This window comes from Microbacterium sp. SORGH_AS_0969, assembly GCF_030818255.1.
Classification (GTDB): domain Bacteria; phylum Actinomycetota; class Actinomycetes; order Actinomycetales; family Microbacteriaceae; genus Microbacterium.
In genome coordinates this window covers 645,619-665,794 of sequence record NZ_JAUTAG010000001.1, presented here as the reverse complement: position 1 = coordinate 665,794, position 20,176 = coordinate 645,619, and the positions used below count along the sequence as shown (strand labels likewise).

At 70.6% G+C, this 20,176-nt stretch carries 12 protein-coding genes; all 12 read left to right on the top strand.

The features are described 5' to 3' along the window. Positions 1–13 precede the first annotated feature (13 nt). The 12 genes from QE388_RS03080 (at position 14) to QE388_RS03025 (ending at position 20,174) form a co-directional block, all read left to right on the top strand. Complete coding sequence (locus QE388_RS03080; protein ID WP_307382845.1) at positions 14–1,147, top strand: serine/threonine-protein kinase; 1,134 nt, start codon at positions 14–16, stop codon at positions 1,145–1,147. Continuing rightward, positions 1,147–7,104 (top strand): Ig-like domain-containing protein, encoded by a 5,958-nt coding sequence (locus tag QE388_RS03075; protein WP_307382843.1) that lies wholly within the window; start codon positions 1,147–1,149, stop codon positions 7,102–7,104. Before QE388_RS03080 ends, QE388_RS03075 begins: the two co-directional genes overlap by 1 nt. Positions 7,105–7,201: 97 nt before the next feature. Next, positions 7,202–8,176, top strand: coding sequence for a MoxR family ATPase (locus QE388_RS03070; protein WP_058595432.1), 975 nt, complete (start codon positions 7,202–7,204; stop codon positions 8,174–8,176). 25 nt (positions 8,177–8,201) lie between these two features. After that, the gene (locus QE388_RS03065; protein ID WP_307382842.1) at positions 8,202–9,578 is read left to right on the top strand and encodes a DUF58 domain-containing protein; all 1,377 of its coding nucleotides are present in this window, start codon (positions 8,202–8,204) and stop codon (positions 9,576–9,578) included. Then, complete coding sequence (locus tag QE388_RS03060; RefSeq protein ID WP_307382841.1) at positions 9,575–12,052, top strand: transglutaminaseTgpA domain-containing protein; 2,478 nt, start codon at positions 9,575–9,577, stop codon at positions 12,050–12,052. Before QE388_RS03065 ends, QE388_RS03060 begins: the two co-directional genes overlap by 4 nt. Then, complete coding sequence (locus QE388_RS03055; protein WP_307382839.1) at positions 12,049–13,605, top strand: DUF5684 domain-containing protein; 1,557 nt, start codon at positions 12,049–12,051, stop codon at positions 13,603–13,605. Before QE388_RS03060 ends, QE388_RS03055 begins: the two co-directional genes overlap by 4 nt. Next, positions 13,602–14,330: a hypothetical protein gene (locus QE388_RS03050; protein ID WP_307382837.1), complete on the top strand. Its 729-nt coding sequence runs from the start codon at positions 13,602–13,604 to the stop codon at positions 14,328–14,330. Before QE388_RS03055 ends, QE388_RS03050 begins: the two co-directional genes overlap by 4 nt. Positions 14,331–14,694: 364 nt before the next feature. Then, the gene (gene rpsL, locus QE388_RS03045; RefSeq protein ID WP_013584051.1) at positions 14,695–15,063 is read left to right on the top strand and encodes a 30S ribosomal protein S12; all 369 of its coding nucleotides are present in this window, start codon (positions 14,695–14,697) and stop codon (positions 15,061–15,063) included. 5 nt (positions 15,064–15,068) lie between these two features. Then, positions 15,069–15,539 (top strand): 30S ribosomal protein S7, encoded by a 471-nt coding sequence (rpsG, locus tag QE388_RS03040; RefSeq protein ID WP_058595427.1) that lies wholly within the window; start codon positions 15,069–15,071, stop codon positions 15,537–15,539. 86 nt (positions 15,540–15,625) lie between these two features. Then, complete coding sequence (gene fusA, locus QE388_RS03035) at positions 15,626–17,740, top strand: elongation factor G (protein ID WP_058595426.1); 2,115 nt, start codon at positions 15,626–15,628, stop codon at positions 17,738–17,740. A gap of 159 nt (positions 17,741–17,899) precedes the next feature. After that, positions 17,900–19,093, top strand: coding sequence for an elongation factor Tu (gene tuf, locus QE388_RS03030; protein WP_058595425.1), 1,194 nt, complete (start codon positions 17,900–17,902; stop codon positions 19,091–19,093). Between the two features lie 241 nt (positions 19,094–19,334). Further along, positions 19,335–20,174 (top strand): hypothetical protein, encoded by an 840-nt coding sequence (locus QE388_RS03025; protein ID WP_307382834.1) that lies wholly within the window; start codon positions 19,335–19,337, stop codon positions 20,172–20,174. Positions 20,175–20,176: the final 2 nt, after the last annotated feature.

Genomic DNA, 20,176 nt, shown 5'->3' with positions numbered 1-20,176 from the left:
GGGAGGGGGCACCATGCCGCAGCGCCTCCCCTCGTCGCCGCCGATCCTGCCCGGGCTCGCGTACATCCGTCCGCTCGGCTCCGGGGGCTTCGCCGACGTCTTCCTCTACGGGCAGGACATGCCGCGCCGCGAGGTGGCGGTCAAGGTCCTGCCGAGCGACGTGCGCGACCCCGACCTCCGGCGCATGTTCAACGCCGAGGCCGACGTGCTCGCGCACCTCTCGGCGCACCCCTCGATCGTCACCGTGTACCAGGCCGGGATCTCCGCCGACGGCCGGCCCTACATCGTCATGGAGTACTGCCCGGGGTCGCTCGCCCAGCGCTATCGGGTCGAGCGGATCCCCGTCCCCGAGGTCCTCGCCATCGGCGTGCGCATGGCCGGAGCCCTCGAGTCCGCTCATCACGCGGGTCTCGTGCACCGCGACGTGAAGCCGAGCAACATCCTCGTCACGACATTCGGGGCGCCGGTCCTCGCCGACTTCGGGATCTCGTCGTCGCTGGTGCGTCAGGACGCCGATGAGATGCTCGCGATGTCGGTGCCCTGGAGCGCCCCCGAGGTGATCGCCGAGCAGACCGCCGGCACCGTCTCGAGCGAGGTCTGGAGTCTCGGGGCGACCGTCTACTCGCTCCTGGCCGGGCACAGTCCCTTCGAGCGTCGTGAGCGCGGGCAGAACTCGCGCGAGCAGCTGCGTCGTCGCATCGCGCGAGCGTCGTACACCGAGATCTCCCGCTCCGACGTGCCGCCGTCCCTGCAGGCCGCGCTCGCCCGCGCGATGACACGGAACCCGCAGGACCGGCATCCGAGCGCGCGCGCTCTCGGCGAAGATCTGCAGCACGTGCAGACCGAGCTCGGCCTCGCCGCGACCCCTCTCGAGGTGCCCAGCGCCGCCTGGTCGCCGTCGGCCGGGATGGTCGACTTCTCCGACACGGCGCTGCGTGGGCCCACGCGCTCGCACATCGAGCGCGAGGGCGCGCGCAAGGTCCGCGACCGCTCCGGGGTGACGGGCCTCGCCCGCGACGAAGACACCGACATCTCGGCTCCCGGGCCGGCGTCGCACCGCGTCCTGCCCTGGGCGCTCGCCGGAGCGACGGTCGTCGCCGCGGGCGCCGTGGTCGTCGCCGCGCTGTACGCCACGGGGGTGCTGTGATGCGGCGACGTACGGTCGTCGGTCTCGCCTCCACGCTCGCGGCTGCGGCTCTCGTGATCACGGCCAGCGTCGTCTGGCCCGGCCTCGACGCGCAAGAGACCCCCGAGGTCGACACCTCGGTCTGGGCTCTGCAGACCGGCGAGGGCCAGCGCTACGCCCGGGTCAACACCTCGGTGGGCGAGCTCGACACCGTGCGGTCGGCCGGCAATCCCAGCGAGGTCGCGCAGAGCGCGGACGGCGCGTACCTGTTCACCGACAGCTACAGCAAGCTCTCGCGCATCGACGAGGCCCAGCCGGTCGACCTGCAGGAGGAGCAGCTCTCGTCCGCCCCCGACACCCCCGCGGGCACGACCTCGGTGGTCACGGCGGGCGATTTCGTCGTGTACCGCACCGACACCGGCACGCTGTTCACCGGGCGACTGAGCGAGGCCGGGCAGGCGGCATCCGAACTCGATCCGTTCGGCTCGGCCGGCGGCGACTCCCCGTCGTACACCGCGGATGCCATCGCCCTCGACGACCGCGGAATGCTCTTCGCGTATTCCTCGGCGGACGGTTCCGTCATCCGCTACGACATCGCCGCCGACGAGGTGCGCGCGCGCGATGCGCTCGCCGCCGAGGTGCCCACCCCGCTCCTCTCGGCGGCCGGAGACACCTGGGTTCTCGTCGACGGCGACGCGGGGCGCGTGTGGGTGCGCGGGACCGACCCGGTCGATGTCGCCGTGGTCGACCAGGCCGTCGTCAGCTCTCCCGATTCCGCGGGCAGCGCGGTCTACCTCGCCGACGAGCAGTCGCTGTGGGCGATTCCCGTCGACGGTTCCGGGCCGAACCGCGAGGTGGGAGGCGGTGGCACCGTGCTCGGTCAGCCCGCGAAGCCCCTCTCCCGCGGGGGCGTCGCGTACGCGGCGTGGCTGCTCCCCGGCGAGGCCGGCGGAACGCTCTGGCGTTCCGACGCGGGCGAGACGCCGCTCGATTACGCGGGGGGAACGCTTCCCGATCAGCGTCGTCCGGTGTTCGTCGCGACCGACCACGCCGTGATCCTGAATGAGACGCGCAGCGGCTGGGTGTGGACCGTCCCGAACGGCGCGCTCGTCGCGTCGAGTCAGAACTGGAGCCTCGACGACCGGACGGAGCAGGCCGCGGTCCAGAGCGACGAGCAGCTCAGCGTCGTTCTCGATCCCAAGCCCCCGATCGCGGAGCCGGACGCGTTCGGCGTGCGGGCGGGCCGCCTCGTCACCCTTCCGGTCCTGCTGAACGACCACGACCCCAACGAGGACGTGCTGAGCATCGTCGGCGAGAGTGTCACGGGTCTGGATCCCGGCTTCGGTGAGCTCAGTCTCACCGACGACGATCAGCGCCTCGCGGTGCGCGTGCGTCCCGAGGCGACCGGCACGGCGACGTTCTCGTACGCGGTGACCGATGGCACGACGCCTGACGGGCTGACATCCGCCCCCACCACCGTCACGCTGACCGTCTCGCCCGAAGCCGCGAACGCCGCCCCCGTGTGGTGCGGTGTCGAGAAGTGCCTCCAGCCCTGGCCCACCCCGGAGGTCGCCCGCGGCGGCACGATCACGGTCCCCGTCCTCCCCGGATGGGTCGATCCGGACGGTGACCCGCTGCTGCTGCTGTCGGTCGACAACCCGGGCGGAGTCGGCAGCGTCACCTCGACCCCCGCGGGCGAGGTCGTCTACCAGCACGCCGACGACGGCTCCGGCGGCGAGCAGACGATCCAGCTCGACGTCACCGTCGCCGACACCCGGGGAGCCGTGGCGACGAAGCCGCTGCTGATCCGTGTCGCCCCTGACCCCGGCCTCGCCGTTCAGTCCTTCGCCGTCGTCGACACGGTGGGGTCGAGCCTCACGGTCGATGTCGGTCCGCACGTGACCGGGACCGCGGGGGCCGTCTCGCTCAGCTCGGTCCGGATCCTCGACGACGCCGCGGCCACCGCGGGTGTCATCGGCGGCAGCACGACCTTCGACTTCACCGCGTCGCAACCGGGCGTGTACCGGGTCGATTTCACGGTCTCCGACGGGGGACGGGATGCCACGGGCACCGCCCGCATCACCCTCCTGGCCGCGGACGCCCCCGCGCAGTTGTCGACCGCCCCCGTCGTGGCGTTCGTCCGCCCGCAGGAGGACGCCACGCTCGACGTGTTCTCCGCGGTGTCGAACCCGACCGGGCGGGTCCTCCTGCTGAGCGACGTCGTCGCCGCGGCCGAGGACGGCGCCTCGCTCAGCGTCGACACGGTCGGCCAGAACGATCTCCGCGTCTCGGGGAGCACCGCGACGGGCGAAGCCGGCCTTCTGGGCACCGTGACCTACAGCGTGAGCGACGGCACCGACGACGAGGGTGCCCGCGTCACCGGCGAGGCGACGGTGTACCTGCTCCCTCCGGCGCCCGAGATCGCCCCGATCGCGGTCGACGACACCGTCACCGTGCGCGCCGGCGCCCAGGTCGACATTCCGGTGCTCGACAACGACGTGTCGCCCGCCGGCGGACGACCCACCCTCGATCCGGCGAGCGTGAGCGCGCAGCCGGCCAGCGACGCCCTCGCCTTCGCCTCGGGCGGCGTGCTGCGCTACCTCGCGCCGACCACTCCCGGCTCGTACGAAGTGACGTACCGGGTGTACACGACGGGCGCTCCGTCGCTGTGGGACGAGGCGACGGTGCGCATCACCGTCCTCGGCGACGACGCGAACCGCGCGCCGGTGCCCGACACCCTGCAGGGCCGGGTGCTGAGCGGCGGGACGACGACGATCCCGTTCACCGGCTTCGGGGTCGACCCCGACGGCGATGCGGTGATGCTCGACCGGATCGTCAGCCAACCCGATCGCGGGACCGCGTCGATCTCTCCCGACGGACTTTCTCTCGTCTACGCGTCCGTCCCCGGGGATCGTGGCCAGGTGTCGTTCCGCTACCGCGTCTCCGACACCTCCGGCGCCACGGGCGAGGGCACCGTGCGCATCGGCGTCCTGGATGCCCAGGCGAACCCGAGCCCCATCACCTTCACCGACTACGTCCAGGTGCAGGCGGGCGCAGACAGCCGGCTCCGCGTGAGTCCGCTCGCGAACGACATCGATCCCACGCAGGGTCGCCTGACGCTCACCGGGGTGCGCCCCGACCTCCCCGAGACGCTCGTCGACGGCGAGGACAACCCCGAGTACGCACGTCTGGCGGACCGGGTCGAGTCGATCACCGACACCGGGGTGGTGATCCGCGCCGGGGACGCCCCGGCGACGATGTCGTTCCTCTACGACGTGGCGTCCGATTCCGGCAACACGGGGCGGGGGCTCATCGTCGTCAAGGTCGTGCGCGAGAGCGTGCCCGACTATCCGGTGGTGGCCGACACCTCGCTGACCCTCGAGGACCGCGACGACTTCACCTCGGGTGTCGACGTGCTCGCCGGCCGCGCCAGCTGGTCGGGTGGCGACGTCAGCGACCTCAGGGTCTCGCTGTGGGGGAACCCCACCGATGTCCGCCTCGACGGGCGCCGCATCTCGGGCGACCTCCCGGCCACGCGACGCATCATCCCCTTCGCGGTCACGGGCACGGTCGGCGGCTCGGAGGTCACGACCTACGCCTTCCTCCGCGTCCCCGGGGACGACGATGTGACGCTCGCTCTGCGCCCCAACTCTGCGCAGCGCGTCGACGAGTTGTCGTCGGTCGAGTTCGACATGGCATCCCTCGTCGCCCTTCCGCGGCGCGCCACCCTCGAGGTGGGCACCGAGGCCACCACCACCGGTGCGCGCGCGGAGGCGCGCTGCACGGTGTCGGGCTCCCGGGTGACCTACGAAGCCGGCACCGGGTCGCCCTGGGCCGATGCGTGCATCGTTCCGGTGCGCATCGCGGGGACGCAGGAGTGGACGCTCCTGTCCGTCCCGATCGGCATCGTGGCGCGCGACCCGCAGCCCGAGCTCCGCCCCGGCTCGCTCACCGTCGGGCCGGGCGAGACGGCCACATTCGACCTGCGCAACATGACGTCGTGGCAGCTGGGCCGCGAGGACTGGAACAGCATCCGCTACGCGGTCGAGTACTCCGGGTCGGCGTTCTCGTCCGTCACGCTCGACGACTCGACCGTCACCGTCACCGGTGCCGACCGGGCGGTCCCGGGCACCGAGAACGCGGCGATCATCACCGTGACCAGCCACAACGCGGTGGCCCCCGCTCGCCTCCTCCTGCGCGTCGGGGCGGCGCCGTCGACCCTCCCGCAGGGGGGAACCACCTCGCGCCAGTGCTCGCAGGCCGACGGCTCCTCGTGCACGATCGACGTGATCGGCGCTGACGGAGAGGTCAACCCGCTGCCGCGCACGCCTCTCGAGGTCGTCGGCGTGCGCCCGACGGGAACCTGCACCGGTGTCAGCTTCTCGGTGGCGTCGGACTCGAGCATCGCGGCATCCTGGACAGCCGACGCCCCCGGCGCGACCTGCGCCGCGAGCGTGACCCTGCGCGATGCCCAGGGGCGCAGTACCGCAGGTCCGCGCGACGCGCGCGTCGTTCTCGATCTGCAGGGCTACCCGCGCACGCCGGCGAGCGTCCGCCAGTCCGCGTACGCCGACGGTTCGGTCACGCTCCGCGTCGATGCGGGTGAGGCGCGGCGCGCGTACCCCGGTCTCACCGGCTTCGTGGTGCGATACCGCGGCGACATCGTCGCCCGTTGCGCGCCGGACGGCGGCTGCCCCACCGTCTCCGCCCCGAACGGCGACCAGCGCGAGTACGTCGTCACCGCCGTCAATGACGTGGGCGAATCGCGCGGTTCCGTGCGCACGACCGCGTGGGCGTACGACCCGCCGCCGCGCCCCGACAGCGTGGACTGGACCCCGACCGTCACGGACGACGGCTCCGGCAACGTCGTCGATCTCGTGGTGAGGGGGGTGGATGCCGCCGAGACGGGGTCTCTGCAGATCCGCAGCAGCACGGGCGAGACGCAGACCGTCTCCGTGGGCCGCAATCAGCAGGAGGTGCCGATCAAGGGCTTCGTCGTCGGCAGCAACGCCTCGACAGAGGTCCGGGTCACGCCTCTGTCCCGCTTCGACGTCCCGCCCGGCCTCGGCGGCTCGGTCGAGGGCGGCGTCTTGACCTTCCGCGCGCACGGCGTCGGCAAGCCGACCGGGCTCGCCTTGACGCTCACCTCGCGCGCGGCATCCGACGGGTCGACGACGATCGTGGCCGAGGCGAGCGCCGATCCGAACGGCACCGATTCCGAGCTCCGCTACGGCATCGTCGAGGGGACGAACTGTCGCACCGGCGACGGTGGCCCGCGCCGCGAGTTCCCGGGGAAGAAGGACGGCGAGGAATACACCTTCACCGCGTGCGTCGACTCCGTGTACCAGGGCAAGACGTACGGCTCGGCCGCCCCGGTGACCGACACGAAGCGGGTCGACCAGGATCGTGCCGCTCCGCAGGGGTACACGTTCCGCGTCGACGCGGAGCCGATTCTCGATCGTGATGGCGGTCGCGCGATCGCGCGCTGGCGGATCGACGAAACGATCCAGGCCGGCAACAAGCCCCCGCGCAACAACGAGCCCAAGTACACGAATTTCGAGAACAACAGGTCGACGGTCTTCGGCAGCGACCCGGGTATCGGCGTCTACTTCGAGCACGAGTTGTGGGGCACGCAGTCCGAGACGGGTCGCGTCACTCCCGCCGACGGCAGCGCCCCCTATCAGGTGCAGGCTTCCGCCTACGTGCGTTCGTGCGTCGCCGGCGACAAGCTCGACATCTCGCGCAGCTCCAGCAACGACAAGGCCGTCCTGACAGTCGACACCTCGAACGCCGTGTTCCGCGACGCGAGCGGCGCGGTCGTTCCCCGCGCCGAAGGCAGCGACCGTGTCCCCGTGGGCGCGGAGCGCGTCGAGAACATCGTCGTGACCGTCGACTGGTCCCCTCGCGGCTGGGGACTCGATGGGGCGACGCTCACGGTGTCGGGCTCCTGCTCGCCCGGAACCCCCACGAAGCCCTGACCCGCCGAGCCTCGACCCGCGAAGCACCGATCCCCGCGTAGTCCGGCCCCCGGCATCCATCCCCCCGCATCCATCCCCCAGAGAGAGACCCACCCACATGACGATCACCCAGGAGCAGGCGACCTGGTTCGCGCAGACGTTCTCGCAGATCGCCGACAACGTCGAGCGCGCCGTGCTCGGTAAGAGGCACGTGGTCGAGCTCGTGCTGACCGCGATGCTGAGCGACGGGCATGTCCTCCTCGAGGACGTGCCGGGTACCGGGAAGACCTCGCTCGCGCGCGCGGTCGCCCAGTCGGTGCAGGGGACGAACACCCGCATCCAGTTCACGCCCGACCTGCTGCCGGGCGACATCACCGGCATCACGGTGTACGACCAGAAGACGGGGCGATTCGAGTTCCACGCCGGGCCCGTCTTCGCCAACATCGTGCTCGCCGACGAGATCAACCGGGCGAGCCCGAAGACGCAGTCGGCCCTGCTCGAGGTCATGGAAGAGGGGCGGGTCACCATCGACGGCGTCTCGCGCGAGGTCGGCGTGCCCTTCCTCGTCCTCGCGACGCAGAACCCCGTCGAGCAGGCGGGCACCTATCGCCTCCCCGAGGCGCAGCTCGACCGCTTCCTCCTACGGACCTCGCTCGGATACCCCGATCACGCCGCCACCGTGCGCATCCTCGACGGAGCGGCCGTCTCGACGGCCGACCTCCGCCCGATCGTCACCCCGCAGGCTCTCGTCGGAATGGCAGATCTCGCGGCCACCGTGTACGTGGACGCCCTCGTCCTCGACTACATCGCCCGGCTCGTGGATGCCACGCGCTCCGCCGACGAGGTCCGCCTCGGCGTCAGCATCCGCGGGGCGTTGGCCCTCACCCGGGCCACCCGTACCCGCGCCGCCGCGCAGGGCCGCACGTACGCGACCCCCGACGATGTGAAGGCGCTCGCCGTGGCGGTGCTCTCGCACCGGCTCATCCTGCACCCCGAGGCCGAGTTCGACGGGGTGACCGCGGAGGCGGTCATCGGGCAGGTGCTCCTCGACGTCGCACCGCCCACGCAGCGCGAGAGCGAGCGCGCGCGATGACCTCCGTTGCGAGGGGGTTCCTCCCATGCCGGAGGTGAACTCCACCGAGTCGCGGTTGACGCGCACGTCCGCCGGCACGGCCGTCACCGGCTCGCGCACCTCGATCACGTCCACGTCGACGAGGCGCGAGCGGCGGATCGTGCGCGCCGTCGTGCGTGTCGCCGAGGCGTGGCGCGTCACGACGGATGCCGCCGTGACGGCGACGCGGTGGGCGGGGCGCACCGTGCGCCCGGCGGGCGCCGTCGTGACGATCGCCGCGACGGGGGGACTGCTGCTCGGCGTCGTCTTCGGCTGGATCGAGTGGATGGTCGCCGGCAGCGCAGCACTTCTTCTGCTGCTCATGAGCGTGCCGTTCCTCTTCGGCGCCCGCGCGTACGCCGTCGATCTGACCCTCGCGCGTGAGCGCGTCGTGGCGGGCCACGGCGTGACGGGCGAGATCGTCGTACACAACGAGAGCTCGCGTGTCGCGCTCCCCGGGCGCCTCGACATCCCCGTCGGGCAGGGCCTCGTGGAGTTCGGGGTCCCGCTCCTCCGTCCGGGGCAGAGCGTCACCGAGGCGCTGGAGATCCCTCCGCTGCCGCGCGGCATCGTCCGTGTCGGTCCGGTCACGACCGTCCGCAGCGATCCCGTCGGGCTCCTGCGCCGGGAGCACGACTTCGACGACGCGCACGAGGTGTTCGTCCACCCCCGCACGGTCACCCTTCCCTCCACGAGCGCAGGTCTCGTGCGCGACCTCGAGGGCAACGCGACCCGTCGCCTCGTCGATGCCGACATGTCGTTCCACGCGATCCGCGAATACGCGCCCGGCGACTCGCAGCGGCAGGTCCACTGGAAGTCCACGGCCAAGACCGGCCGACTCATGGTGCGTCAGTACGAGGAGTCACGCCGCTCCCGCATGGCCGTCGTTCTCGGGGCCGCCTCGCAGGAGTACCTCGACGCCGACGAGTACGAGCTCGCCGTGGCCGCCGCGGCGTCGCTCGGGCTCCGCGCCGTCCGCGACGCCCGCGACATCGACATCGTCACGGGCTCCGAGATCCCGCGCGTCGTCAAGGGCCGTCTGCGTGCGATCCGTCACGTGCCGACGATCACTCCGCGGCAGATGCTCGACGGCTTCAGCGCCCTCGAGCGCCACGACAACACCATGCCGGTCTCAGACGTCTGCCGCCTGGCATCCGAATCGAACGAGCGTCTCTCGATCGCGTTCGTCGTCGTCGGCTCCCGTGTTCCCGTCGCGCAGCTGCGTCAGGCCGCGCTGGCCTTCCCCGCCGACACCGCGGTCGCGGCCGTCGTGTGCGACGAGCGTGCGCACCCGCGCATGCAGAGCATCGCCGGCCTGACCGTCCTGACCATCGGCACCCTCGACGATCTCTCCGGCCTCCTCGTGCGGGGAGCGACCTCGTGACCGCCCCCCGGCATCCGGGGCGCGTCGTGGCCGCCGCGCTCTACACGCTCGCGACCGTCGCGCTCGCCGCCGTCGCCGCCTGGCCGGTCTACGCCTCGTGGTCCTTCCTCGTGCTCGTGGTCGTGTCGGCGTTCGCGGCGGCGCTGATCGTCGCGCTCGTGACCTGGCGCCGCGGCGGTGGGTGGATCACGGCGGCCGCGACGGTCGTCGCGTTCCTCGTGCTGTGCGTGCCGCTCGCCGTCCCGTCGCGGGTCGGGGGGCCGCTCGAGATCCTGCGGGGCATCGGCGAGGCATCCGCGGGAGTCCTCGTGGCCTGGAAGGACCTGGTCACCGTCGACCTCCCGGTGGGCGACTACCGCAACCTGCTCGTGCCCGCCCTCGTGGTCTTCCTCGTCGGCACCGTGCTCACGCTCTCCCTCGCCGTGCGGACCGATCGGCGATCGACGGCCGCCGTCGTGAGCGGGTTGCTCATGACCGGGTTCGGTCTGTTCTTCGGGCGGACGTCCCCGAGCTCGCCGCTCGTGTGGGGTCCGCTGTCGCTGCCCGCGCCGATCGAGACCGCGGTGGGGCTGGCGGCGCTGCTCTCCGCGGTGCTCTGGCTCGCGTGGCGGGCCCACGACGAGCGGGTCCGGTCTCTCCGTCGTGCCACCGCCCTGGCGACGGTCGCGTCGAGCACGCGGCGATCGCGGACGGATCGGCGTCGCGCCCTCACCGGGGCGGGCACGATCCTCGTCGCCGCGCTCGCGACCGTCGCCGTGGTCCCGTGGGCGGCTGGCGACGCCGACCGGCACGTGCTGCGGTCGGCCACGGGCCCCGAGAGGCAGATCGCAGAGGCGGTGAGTCCGCTCTCCTCGTACCGGGCGATGTTCTCGGACGCCCGCGTCGACGACGTGCTGTTCCAGGTGAACGGCGACGGTGCCCTGCCCGACCGCATCCGCGTCGCCACGCTCGACTCCTACGACGGAGAGATCTTCCGCTCCTCGGGCACGGGCGAGGGGCGCTTCGTCCGCGTCCCGTCGCGACTGCCGTCGGGCGAGGGGCGTCCGATCGACGCCGAGATCGAGATCGGCGACCTCGGCGGAATCTGGATGCCGACGGCGGGAAGCCTCAGTCAAGCCACCTTCGCCGGCGACCGGGCGAACCAGCTGGCCGACCGGTTCTACTACAGTTCCGCCGCAGAGGCGGGCGTGCAGATCGCCGACGGCGGGCTCGAGCCGGGCGACCGCTACCGGGTGACGGGGACCGAGACCGCCGCGGTGGACGTCGCGAGCCTGACTCCTCCCGGCGCTCCCGGCGGTGTCTCGGGCGGCGAGAACCTCCGCCGGTGGGTCGACGAGCACGCGACCGGCGACGGCGGGGCGGCGCTCGCTTCCCTCGTGCAGCTGCTGCGGGAGCGCGGGTACCTCAGCCACGGATTGGCACCGGCCGCGGGCTCCGCACTCCCGAAGTGGGCGACCGATCTCTCGGGCTATCAGGTGCAGCCGAGCGCGTCCGGCCACTCCCTGGCCCGCATCGAGACGATGTTCCAGCGCCTGCTCGATCGGGAGGACGACCCTCGGGCCGCGGCATCCGGAAACTATGTCGCCGCCGTCGGCGACGACGAGCAGTTCGCCGTGGCCGTCGCCCTGATCGCCCACGAGCTGGGCTTCCCCGCGCGCGTCGTCGTCGGCGCGCGACTGACGTCCGCGGATCCCGCCCTCCCGACGTGCGACGCCGGGATCTGCCGTGCCGAAGACCTCAGCGCGTGGACCGAGGTACAGGGCACCGATGGACAATGGGCGGCGATCGACGTCACCCCGCAGCGGGAGCAGTCGCCGAGCCTCGAGGTCACCGAGCAGCGCGACCCCGAGAACGTCACCGAGGTGCGCCCCGACACGGTCGACGACGTCGTTCCGCCGGCTCCGTTGCAGGAGGACAACACCCTCAACGATGAGAACCGGGCGGACGACGGTCTCGATCTCGCCTGGCTGTGGCCGATCCTGCGGATCACCGGGCTCTCGTTTCTCGTCGTCCTGGTGCTTTTCGGCCCGTTCCTCGCGGTGGTGATCGCGAAGGTGATCCGTCGTCGCGGCCGCCGTCGCGATCCCGACCCTCGCGCCGCGATCGCCGGCGGGTGGGACGAGTACGTCGACGCCGGTGTGGATGCGGGTCGCGAACTCCCGCCGGCATCCACACGCCGAGAGCTCGTGTCGGCGTGGGGCACAGCCGGGGGCGAACGTCTCGCGGACGAGGCCGATCGCGCGGTCTTCTCGTCCCGGACCGTCACGGCCGACGAAGCCGCGGCGTTCTGGCGGATCGTCGATGCCGAACGCCGCACGCTCACGCGTCAGCGCGGCGGATGGCGGCGGCTGCTCGCGGCCGTATCGTTGAGATCGTTCCTGCGGTTCCTCGCCCCGCGCCCCACGCGCCGACGGCCGCCGCACCGCGACGAGAGGGGGAAGCGCCCCGCCCCACGGCGGCGCGACACGACATGAACGATTCCACCGGCGCCATCCTCGGGCTGTCCACCGCCGTCCTGTTCGTCATCCTCTATGTCTGGTACGCCCTGGCACTGTCGGCGATGTTCGCCAAGACCGGCGAGCCGTCGTGGAAGGCCTGGGTCCCCGTGGTGAACGGCGCCACGATCCTGAAGCTCGGCGGCTTCTCGCCCTGGCTCGTCCTTCTGAACCTCGTGCCGCTCTTCGGCGGGATCGCGTTCGTGATCGTCTTCATCGTCGCGGTGCATCGCATCAGCGTCGGGTTCGATCGCGGGGCCGGGACGACCGTGCTCGGCGTTCTCGTGCAGGTCGTGTGGGCGAGTGTTCTCGGGTTCGGCTCCGCGCGCTGGTACGGGCACGAGGCGATCCGCTCGTCCGCGGTCGAGGAGAACTCCGCCCCGTCGCGACGGGGCCAGGACTTCGCCGGTCCCTACGTGCCCCTCGTCGGGGGCTGGACGCCCGAGCCCCCCGCCGCGGCAGCCGACGACGATTCACCCCGCTCCGAGCCCGTCGTGCTCCCCTTCGCCGCTCCCTCCGGCTCCCTGTCGGACGCCGTGCCCTCGGCCGTGGATTGGGCGCCGTCCCGTCACGACGACGACGCCTCGCTCGCGGAGCGCCCCGTCCCGTCCCGCCCGCAGGACCGTGCTCCGGATGCCGCGCCCCCGACGTCCGTGTTCGACGTCCTCGATGCTCTTCGCGCCGACGCGAACGAGCCGGCTCCGCGCCGCAGCACCGCCGATGCGGCGCCCGCCCCGTCCGACTCCGACGACAACGGCTTCCAGCCCACGGTGCCCCTAACTCCGGGTCTGCCCTTCCGCGGGCGGGGCGCCGCCGCGGTGCCCCCCGCGCCGGCGGAGTCCGAGGTCGAGCCCGCGCCGCGCGCCGCGCAGACGTTCCCGCAGCCGGAGCCGTGGGCGCCGCCGCGCCGGGCAGAGGTCGTCGATACCCCGGCGTCCGATTCTCCGCTCACGCGTCCCGCGGCTGAGGCCCCGCCGGAGCCCGAGGCGCCCGCCCTCGACGCCGAGGTGACCCCGGACGAGTTCCCCGAACTGTCCGAGGCGGTCTCCGCCGTCTCCGGCGCTCCGGATGCCGGCGCCCCCCGCTCCGCGCGCACCTCGGTCGCCGCGCTGTACACGCAGCCGGAGTTCGCCGCCGACCCGGACGGCGACGACGACCTCGACGCCCTGGATCGCACGGTCGTGGCTCGTCGACGCCGGATCCCGTGGGCGCTCGTCCCGCCGAGCGGCGACCCGATCGACCTCACGTCGTCCGTGGTCATCGTGGGCCGCCGCCCCGCCGCCGACACCGCATTCCCCGACGCGCAGCTCGTGGCGATCACCGATGAGACGCGCACGGTGTCCAAAACCCACGCGCGACTCCAGCTCCGCGGGGACACGTGGTTCGTCACCGACCTGGACTCGACGAACGGGGTCCTGTTCGCCACCCTGATGGGCACCGAGATCGAGGCGCCTCCGGGGGAGGAGATCGAAGCCGGCGAACGGTTCTTCCTGGGTGACGCGGAGGTGCGGCTGTCCCGGAGGGACGCGTGAGCGGCCCCTACGACAAACCGGACGACCCGGACGAGGTCACGCTCTGGGCGGGCCGACTCCGGCCCTGGCCGACGGCGCCCGTCGACTCCGGGGAAGATGACGCCGACGAGACGGTCGTCGCCCGTCGTCGCCGTTCCGGAGCCGTCGACGACGACACCCTGGTCACCCGACGCCGCGGAGACGACGACACCGTTCGCGCGGACCACGCCGGAGGCGGTGAGGAGCAGCCCGTCGCGGCGGAGGTGAACGATGACACCGCACCCGGTTCCCGCACGTTCGTCGACGACACCGTCCGCTCCGCGCGCGGAACGTCGGCGGACGACGACACCGCGCCGCCACTCCGCACCGAGGTCGACGAGACGGCGCGCTCGTCGCGGACCGTGCAGCACGATGACCAGACGGCGCCGGGGTCCCGGGGATCACGCGACGCGCTTCCCTCACGAGATGCTTCTGCACCCGCGCCCGCGGTCGATGATGCGCCCGCTGCTCCGCGACCCGCCCGCGTCCCCGATCCCGACACCGCCGAGACGTACCGGCCTCGCATCGACGACGCCGTTCGCGTGCCGCGCAGCGCGCCCGCGCCGAGGGGCGGCCCCGAGCGCGATCCCGCGCTCGTGCGCGCCCGATCCTCGCGTCGCGGCGCCCTCGCACCGCTGGTCATCGGCGGAGCGACCGTCGCCGTGATCGCGGGAGCCCTGGCCGTTTTCGTCGCGCTCGTCCGCTGAACGCAGCGATCACGCGGACGGTCGCGCACCGTGTGCTGCGAGATCGCCTCACGTTTGCCCGCACCCCCGAACACCACGTATCATTGACCGGGTGTGCGTTCACGCGCGCCGTGCGTCATGCCTTCGGGCAGGGGGTGCGGATCAACGCTCGCACCATCTCAGGGATCGATCTGCGAACAGGTCGCCCCCACGGCATATCCACCACAAACCGCGTCCGATCATTCTGACGTGCGGTGGATCACACGTGAGCCCGACACGTCACGAATCGCAAGATGCGCGAAGTGTCGGGGGAGACACGACCGCTGTCACCGTGCAGCACCCCGGACGGTCCGAGAGGAACCGCCCGGCCAAACAAGGAGAGAACGTGCCAACCATTCAGCAGTTGGTTCGCAAGGGCCGCTCGCCGAAGGTCTCGAAGACCAAGGCTCCCGCGCTGAAGTCGAACCCCCAGCAGGCCGGCGTGTGCACCCGCGTGTACACCACGACCCCCAAGAAGCCGAACTCGGCCATGCGCAAGGTCGCCCGCGTGAAGCTGCGCAACGGCACCGAGGTCACCGCCTACATCCCCGGCGAGGGCCACAACCTGCAGGAGCACTCGCTCGTGCTCGTCCGCGGTGGTCGTGTCAAGGACCTCCCCGGTGTCCGTTACAAGATCGTCCGCGGTGCGCTCGACACCCAGGCTGTCAAGAACCGTAAGCAGGCTCGTAGCCGCTACGGCGCGAAGAAGGGCTGAGAACCATGCCTCGTAAGGGTCCCGCCCCGAAGCGTCCCGTTGTCAACGACCCGGTGTACGGCGCTCCCGTCGTCACCCAGCTGGTCAACAAGATCCTCGTCGACGGCAAGAAGTCCATCGCCGAGGCGATCGTCTACGACGCTCTCCGCGGCGTCGAGGCGAAGAACAGCCAGGACGCCGTCGCCACGCTCAAGAAGGCGCTCGACAACGTCCGTCCCACCCTCGAGGTCAAGAGCCGCCGCGTCGGTGGCTCGACCTACCAGGTTCCCGTCGAGGTCAAGCCGCACCGCGCGAACACCCTCGCGCTGCGCTGGCTCGTGAGCTACGCGAAGGGTCGTCGTGAGAAGACGATGACCGAGCGTCTGCAGAACGAGATCCTCGACGCCTCGAACGGCCTCGGTGCCGCGGTCAAGCGCCGCGAAGACACCCACAAGATGGCCGAGTCGAACCGCGCCTTCGCGCACTACCGCTGGTAATACCCGCGGAGGGTCCGTGATCGAACCCGGTCGCGGACCCTCCGATGGGCCCGGCACCAACCTCCCAACAGGTAAGGAAGACACCCGTGGCACAAGACGTGCTCACCGACCTGCACAAGGTCCGCAACATCGGCATCATGGCGCACATCGATGCCGGCAAGACCACGACGACCGAGCGCATCCTGTTCTACACGGGCGTCAACCACAAGATCGGTGAGACGCACGATGGTGCGGCGACCACCGACTGGATGGAGCAGGAGCAGGAGCGTGGCATCACGATCACCTCCGCTGCTGTGACCTGCTTCTGGGAAAAGAACCAGATCAACATCATCGACACCCCCGGTCACGTCGACTTCACGGTCGAGGTGGAGCGCTCGCTCCGCGTCCTCGACGGTGCCGTCGCCGTCTTCGACGGCAAGGAGGGCGTCGAGCCCCAGTCCGAGACCGTGTGGCGTCAGGCAGACAAGTACGACGTCCCCCGCATCTGCTTCGTCAACAAGATGGACAAGCTGGGCGCCGACTTCTACTTCACGGTCGACACCATCGTCAACCGCCTGAAGGCCAAGCCCCTCGTCATCCAGCTGCCGATCGGTGCCGAGAACGACTTCGTCGGCGTCGTCGACCTGGTCTACATGCGCGCTCTGGTCTGGCCCGGCGACGCCAAGGGTGATGTCACCATGGGCGCCAAGTACGAGATCCAGGAGATCCCGGCCGACCTCGTCGAGAAGGCGCAGGAGTACCGCGAGAAGCTCCTCGAGACCGTCGCCGAGTCCGACGACGCGCTGCTCGAGAAGTACTTCGGTGGCGAAGAGCTCACCCACGAGGAGATCAAGGGCGCCATCCGCAAGATGACGATCGCCAGCGAGGTCTACCCCGTGCTGTGCGGCTCGGCGTTCAAGAACCGCGGCGTGCAGCCCATGCTCGACGCCGTCGTCGACTACCTCCCCTCGCCCCTGGACGTGCCCGCCATCGAGGCGCACGACCCCAAGGACGAAGAGGTCGTCATCGAGCGCCACGCCGACCGCGACGAGCCCTTCGCGGCCCTCGCGTTCAAGATCGTGACGCACCCGTTCTTCGGTCGCCTCACCTACATCCGCGTCTACTCGGGTCACCTCGACTCCGGCGCCCAGGTCGTCAACGCGACCAAGGGCAAGAAGGAGCGCATCGGGAAGATCTTCCAGATGCACGCCAACAAGGAGATGCCGGTCGAGTCGGTCACCGCCGGCCACATCTACGCCGTCATCGGCCTCAAGGACACCACCACCGGTGACACCCTGTGCGACCCGGCCAACCAGGTCGTCCTCGAGTCGATGACGTTCCCGGAGCCGGTCATCGAGGTCGCGATCGAGCCCAAGACCAAGGCCGACCAGGAGAAGCTGGGTGTCGCCATCCAGAAGCTCGCTGAGGAAGACCCGACGTTCCGCGTCGAGCAGAACGCCGAGACCGGCCAGACCGTCATCAAGGGCATGGGCGAGCTCCACCTCGACATCCTGGTCGACCGCATGAAGCGCGAGTTCAAGGTCGAGGCCAACGTCGGCAAGCCCCAGGTGGCGTACCGCGAGACCATCCGCAAGTCGGTCGAGCGTCACGACTACACCCACAAGAAGCAGACCGGTGGTTCGGGTCAGTTCGCGAAGATCCAGTTCGCGATCGAGCCCCTCGAGGTCACGGCCGACAAGACCTACGAGTTCGAGAACAAGGTCACCGGTGGTCGTATCCCGCGCGAGTACATCTCGCCGACCGACCAGGGCTTCCAGGACGCCATGAACGTCGGCGTGCTCGCCGGCTACCCCATGGTGGGTGTCAAGGCGATCCTCCTCGACGGCGCCTCGCACGATGTCGACTCGTCGGAAATGGCGTTCAAGATCGCCGGCTCGATGGGCTTCAAGGAGGCCGTCCGCAAGGCGAACCCCACCATCCTCGAGCCGATCATGGCCGTCGAGGTGCGTACTCCCGAGGAGTACATGGGCGACGTCATCGGCGACCTGAACTCGCGTCGTGGCCAGATCCAGTCGATGGAAGACGCCGCCGGCGTCAAGGTCGTCCGGGCCAACGTGCCGCTGTCCGAGATGTTCGGCTACATCGGTGACCTGCGCTCGAAGACCTCGGGTCGCGCCGTCTACTCGATGGAGTTCGACAGCTACGCCGACGTCCCGAAGGCCGTGGCTGACGAGATCATCCAGAAGAACAAGGGCGAGTAACACCGCTCTCCGGATGCCGGGAACCCGGGTTCCTGCTCGGGTTCCCGGCATCCACTCAAACTCAATACCGACTCTCTAGTAACCTGAGAACCATCCCCGTGGAGAATCGGTCGCAATCCAGCGCCCGAGACTTCGCAACTACGTCCTGAGGAGGACCCAGTGGCTAAGGCCAAGTTCGAGCGGACCAAGCCGCACGTGAACATCGGAACGATCGGTCACGTCGACCACGGCAAGACCACGCTCACCGCTGCCATCTCGAAGGTGCTCGCCGACAAGTTCCCGTCGGCCACCAACGTCCAGCGTGACTTCGCGTCGATCGACTCGGCGCCGGAAGAGCGTCAGCGCGGTATCACCATCAACATCTCGCACGTCGAGTACGAGACCCCGAAGCGTCACTACGCTCACGTCGACGCGCCCGGCCACGCCGACTACATCAAGAACATGATCACCGGTGCCGCTCAGATGGACGGCGCGATCCTCGTGGTCGCCGCCACCGACGGCCCGATGGCTCAGACCCGTGAGCACGTTCTGCTCGCCAAGCAGGTCGGCGTTCCCTACCTGCTCGTCGCGCTGAACAAGAGCGACATGGTCGACGACGAGGAGATCCTGGAGCTCGTCGAGCTCGAGGTTCGCGAGCTGCTGTCGTCGCAGGACTTCGACGGCGACAACGCCCCCGTCGTCCGCGTCTCGGGCCTCAAGGCTCTCGAGGGTGACGAGCAGTGGGTCAACTCGATCGTCGAGCTCATGGAAGCCGTCGACGAGTCGATCCCCGACCCGGTGCGTGACAAGGACAAGCCGTTCCTCATGCCCATCGAGGACGTCTTCACCATCACCGGTCGTGGAACGGTCGTCACGGGCCGCGCCGAGCGCGGTACCCTCGCGATCAACTCCGAGGTCGAGATCGTCGGCATCCGCCCGACGCAGAAGACCACGGTCACGGGTATCGAGATGTTCCACAAGCAGCTCGACGAGGCCTGGGCCGGCGAGAACTGTGGTCTGCTCCTCCGCGGCACCAAGCGTGACGACGTCGAGCGCGGCCAGGTCGTCGTGAAGCCCGGTTCGGTCACCCCGCACACCAACTTCGAGGGCACGGCGTACATCCTGTCCAAGGAAGAGGGCGGCCGCCACAACCCGTTCTTCACGAACTACCGCCCGCAGTTCTACTTCCGCACCACGGACGTGACCGGCGTCATCACGCTGCCCGAGGGCACCGAGATGGTCATGCCCGGTGACACCACCGAGATGTCGGTCGAGCTCATCCAGCCGATCGCCATGGAAGAGGGCCTCGGCTACGCGATCCGTGAGGGTGGCCGCACCGTCGGTGCCGGTACCGTCACCAAGATCCTCAAGTAAGTCTCTCCAGACTTCACTCGGCAAGGGCCGGGCCTTCGGGCCCGGCCCTTCGTCGTTCCCGGATGTCGTTCCCGGATGCCGGTCCTTCACGCCGCTACCGGGTGCAGCGCCGGATGCCGACACCCCGGGCCGCCGCGAGAAGAGCACGTCGTACGGCTTCTGCGCCTGAGCCAGACGGCGGTCCGGGGGAGCCGATGCCCGGGAAGTGGGGCCGATCGGGTGAAACCCGTAAGCTGAACGGATGAGTGACACCCCCTTCGAGCCGAGCCGGCGCTCCCGTCGCGAGGCCCGAGCGGCCGTCGACACCCCCACGACAGACCGGACGACCGGTGTCGACGACGGTGTCACCCGCACCGAGCAGCAGCGCTCGTCGCGCGCCGAGACCGACTCCCGGTCCGCGTCGCGTACCGTCGAGCGCCCGTCCGGGAGTTTCTTCGGCACGTGGAAGCCGCTCGTTGCGGCAGCAGCCGCGTTGATCGTGGCCGTGGTCGTCGGGCTGATCGTGACGGTGGCGTTCAACGGCGCCGCCGGTCGCAGCGCCGGCAGCGTGTTGGCATCCATCGTCGTCGGCGGCACCGGGCTGGGCCTGATGGCGCGCACGCGCCCCGTCGGATTCTTCCGGGTGCGCGGCCTCGACGTGCTGTGGGGGCTCGTCCTCGGGGCGATCATGCCCTTCATCGCCGGGATCGGCGCGGTCTCGCGTGGGTGGCCCGCGTTCGAGGCGTTGTCGCTGCGGTGGTTGATCCTGGGGGTCGCGGCACCGTTCCTCGTCGTGATGATGCTCACGTTCTTCGCCATCGGTTTCGTCTATCCGGCGGCTCTCGCCTACGCGTCGACGCGCTTCTCGCCGACCATCGCCCGTGTCGTCTCGGGCGCGGTCTCGGCCGTCGCTTTCGCCGTCATCCCGATCGTCTTCGCGGGAAACGTCTCGGGAATGCCGTTCGCCCTCCCCGTCGGGCTGGGGATCGCGGCATCCGTGTTCGTCGCTCTGTCGCGCCGCTTCTGGGGACCGCTCCTGATGGGCCTGGTCTTCACGAGCGTCTGGGTGATGCTCTCGATCGCGGGATTCGTCCTCGCCTGAGC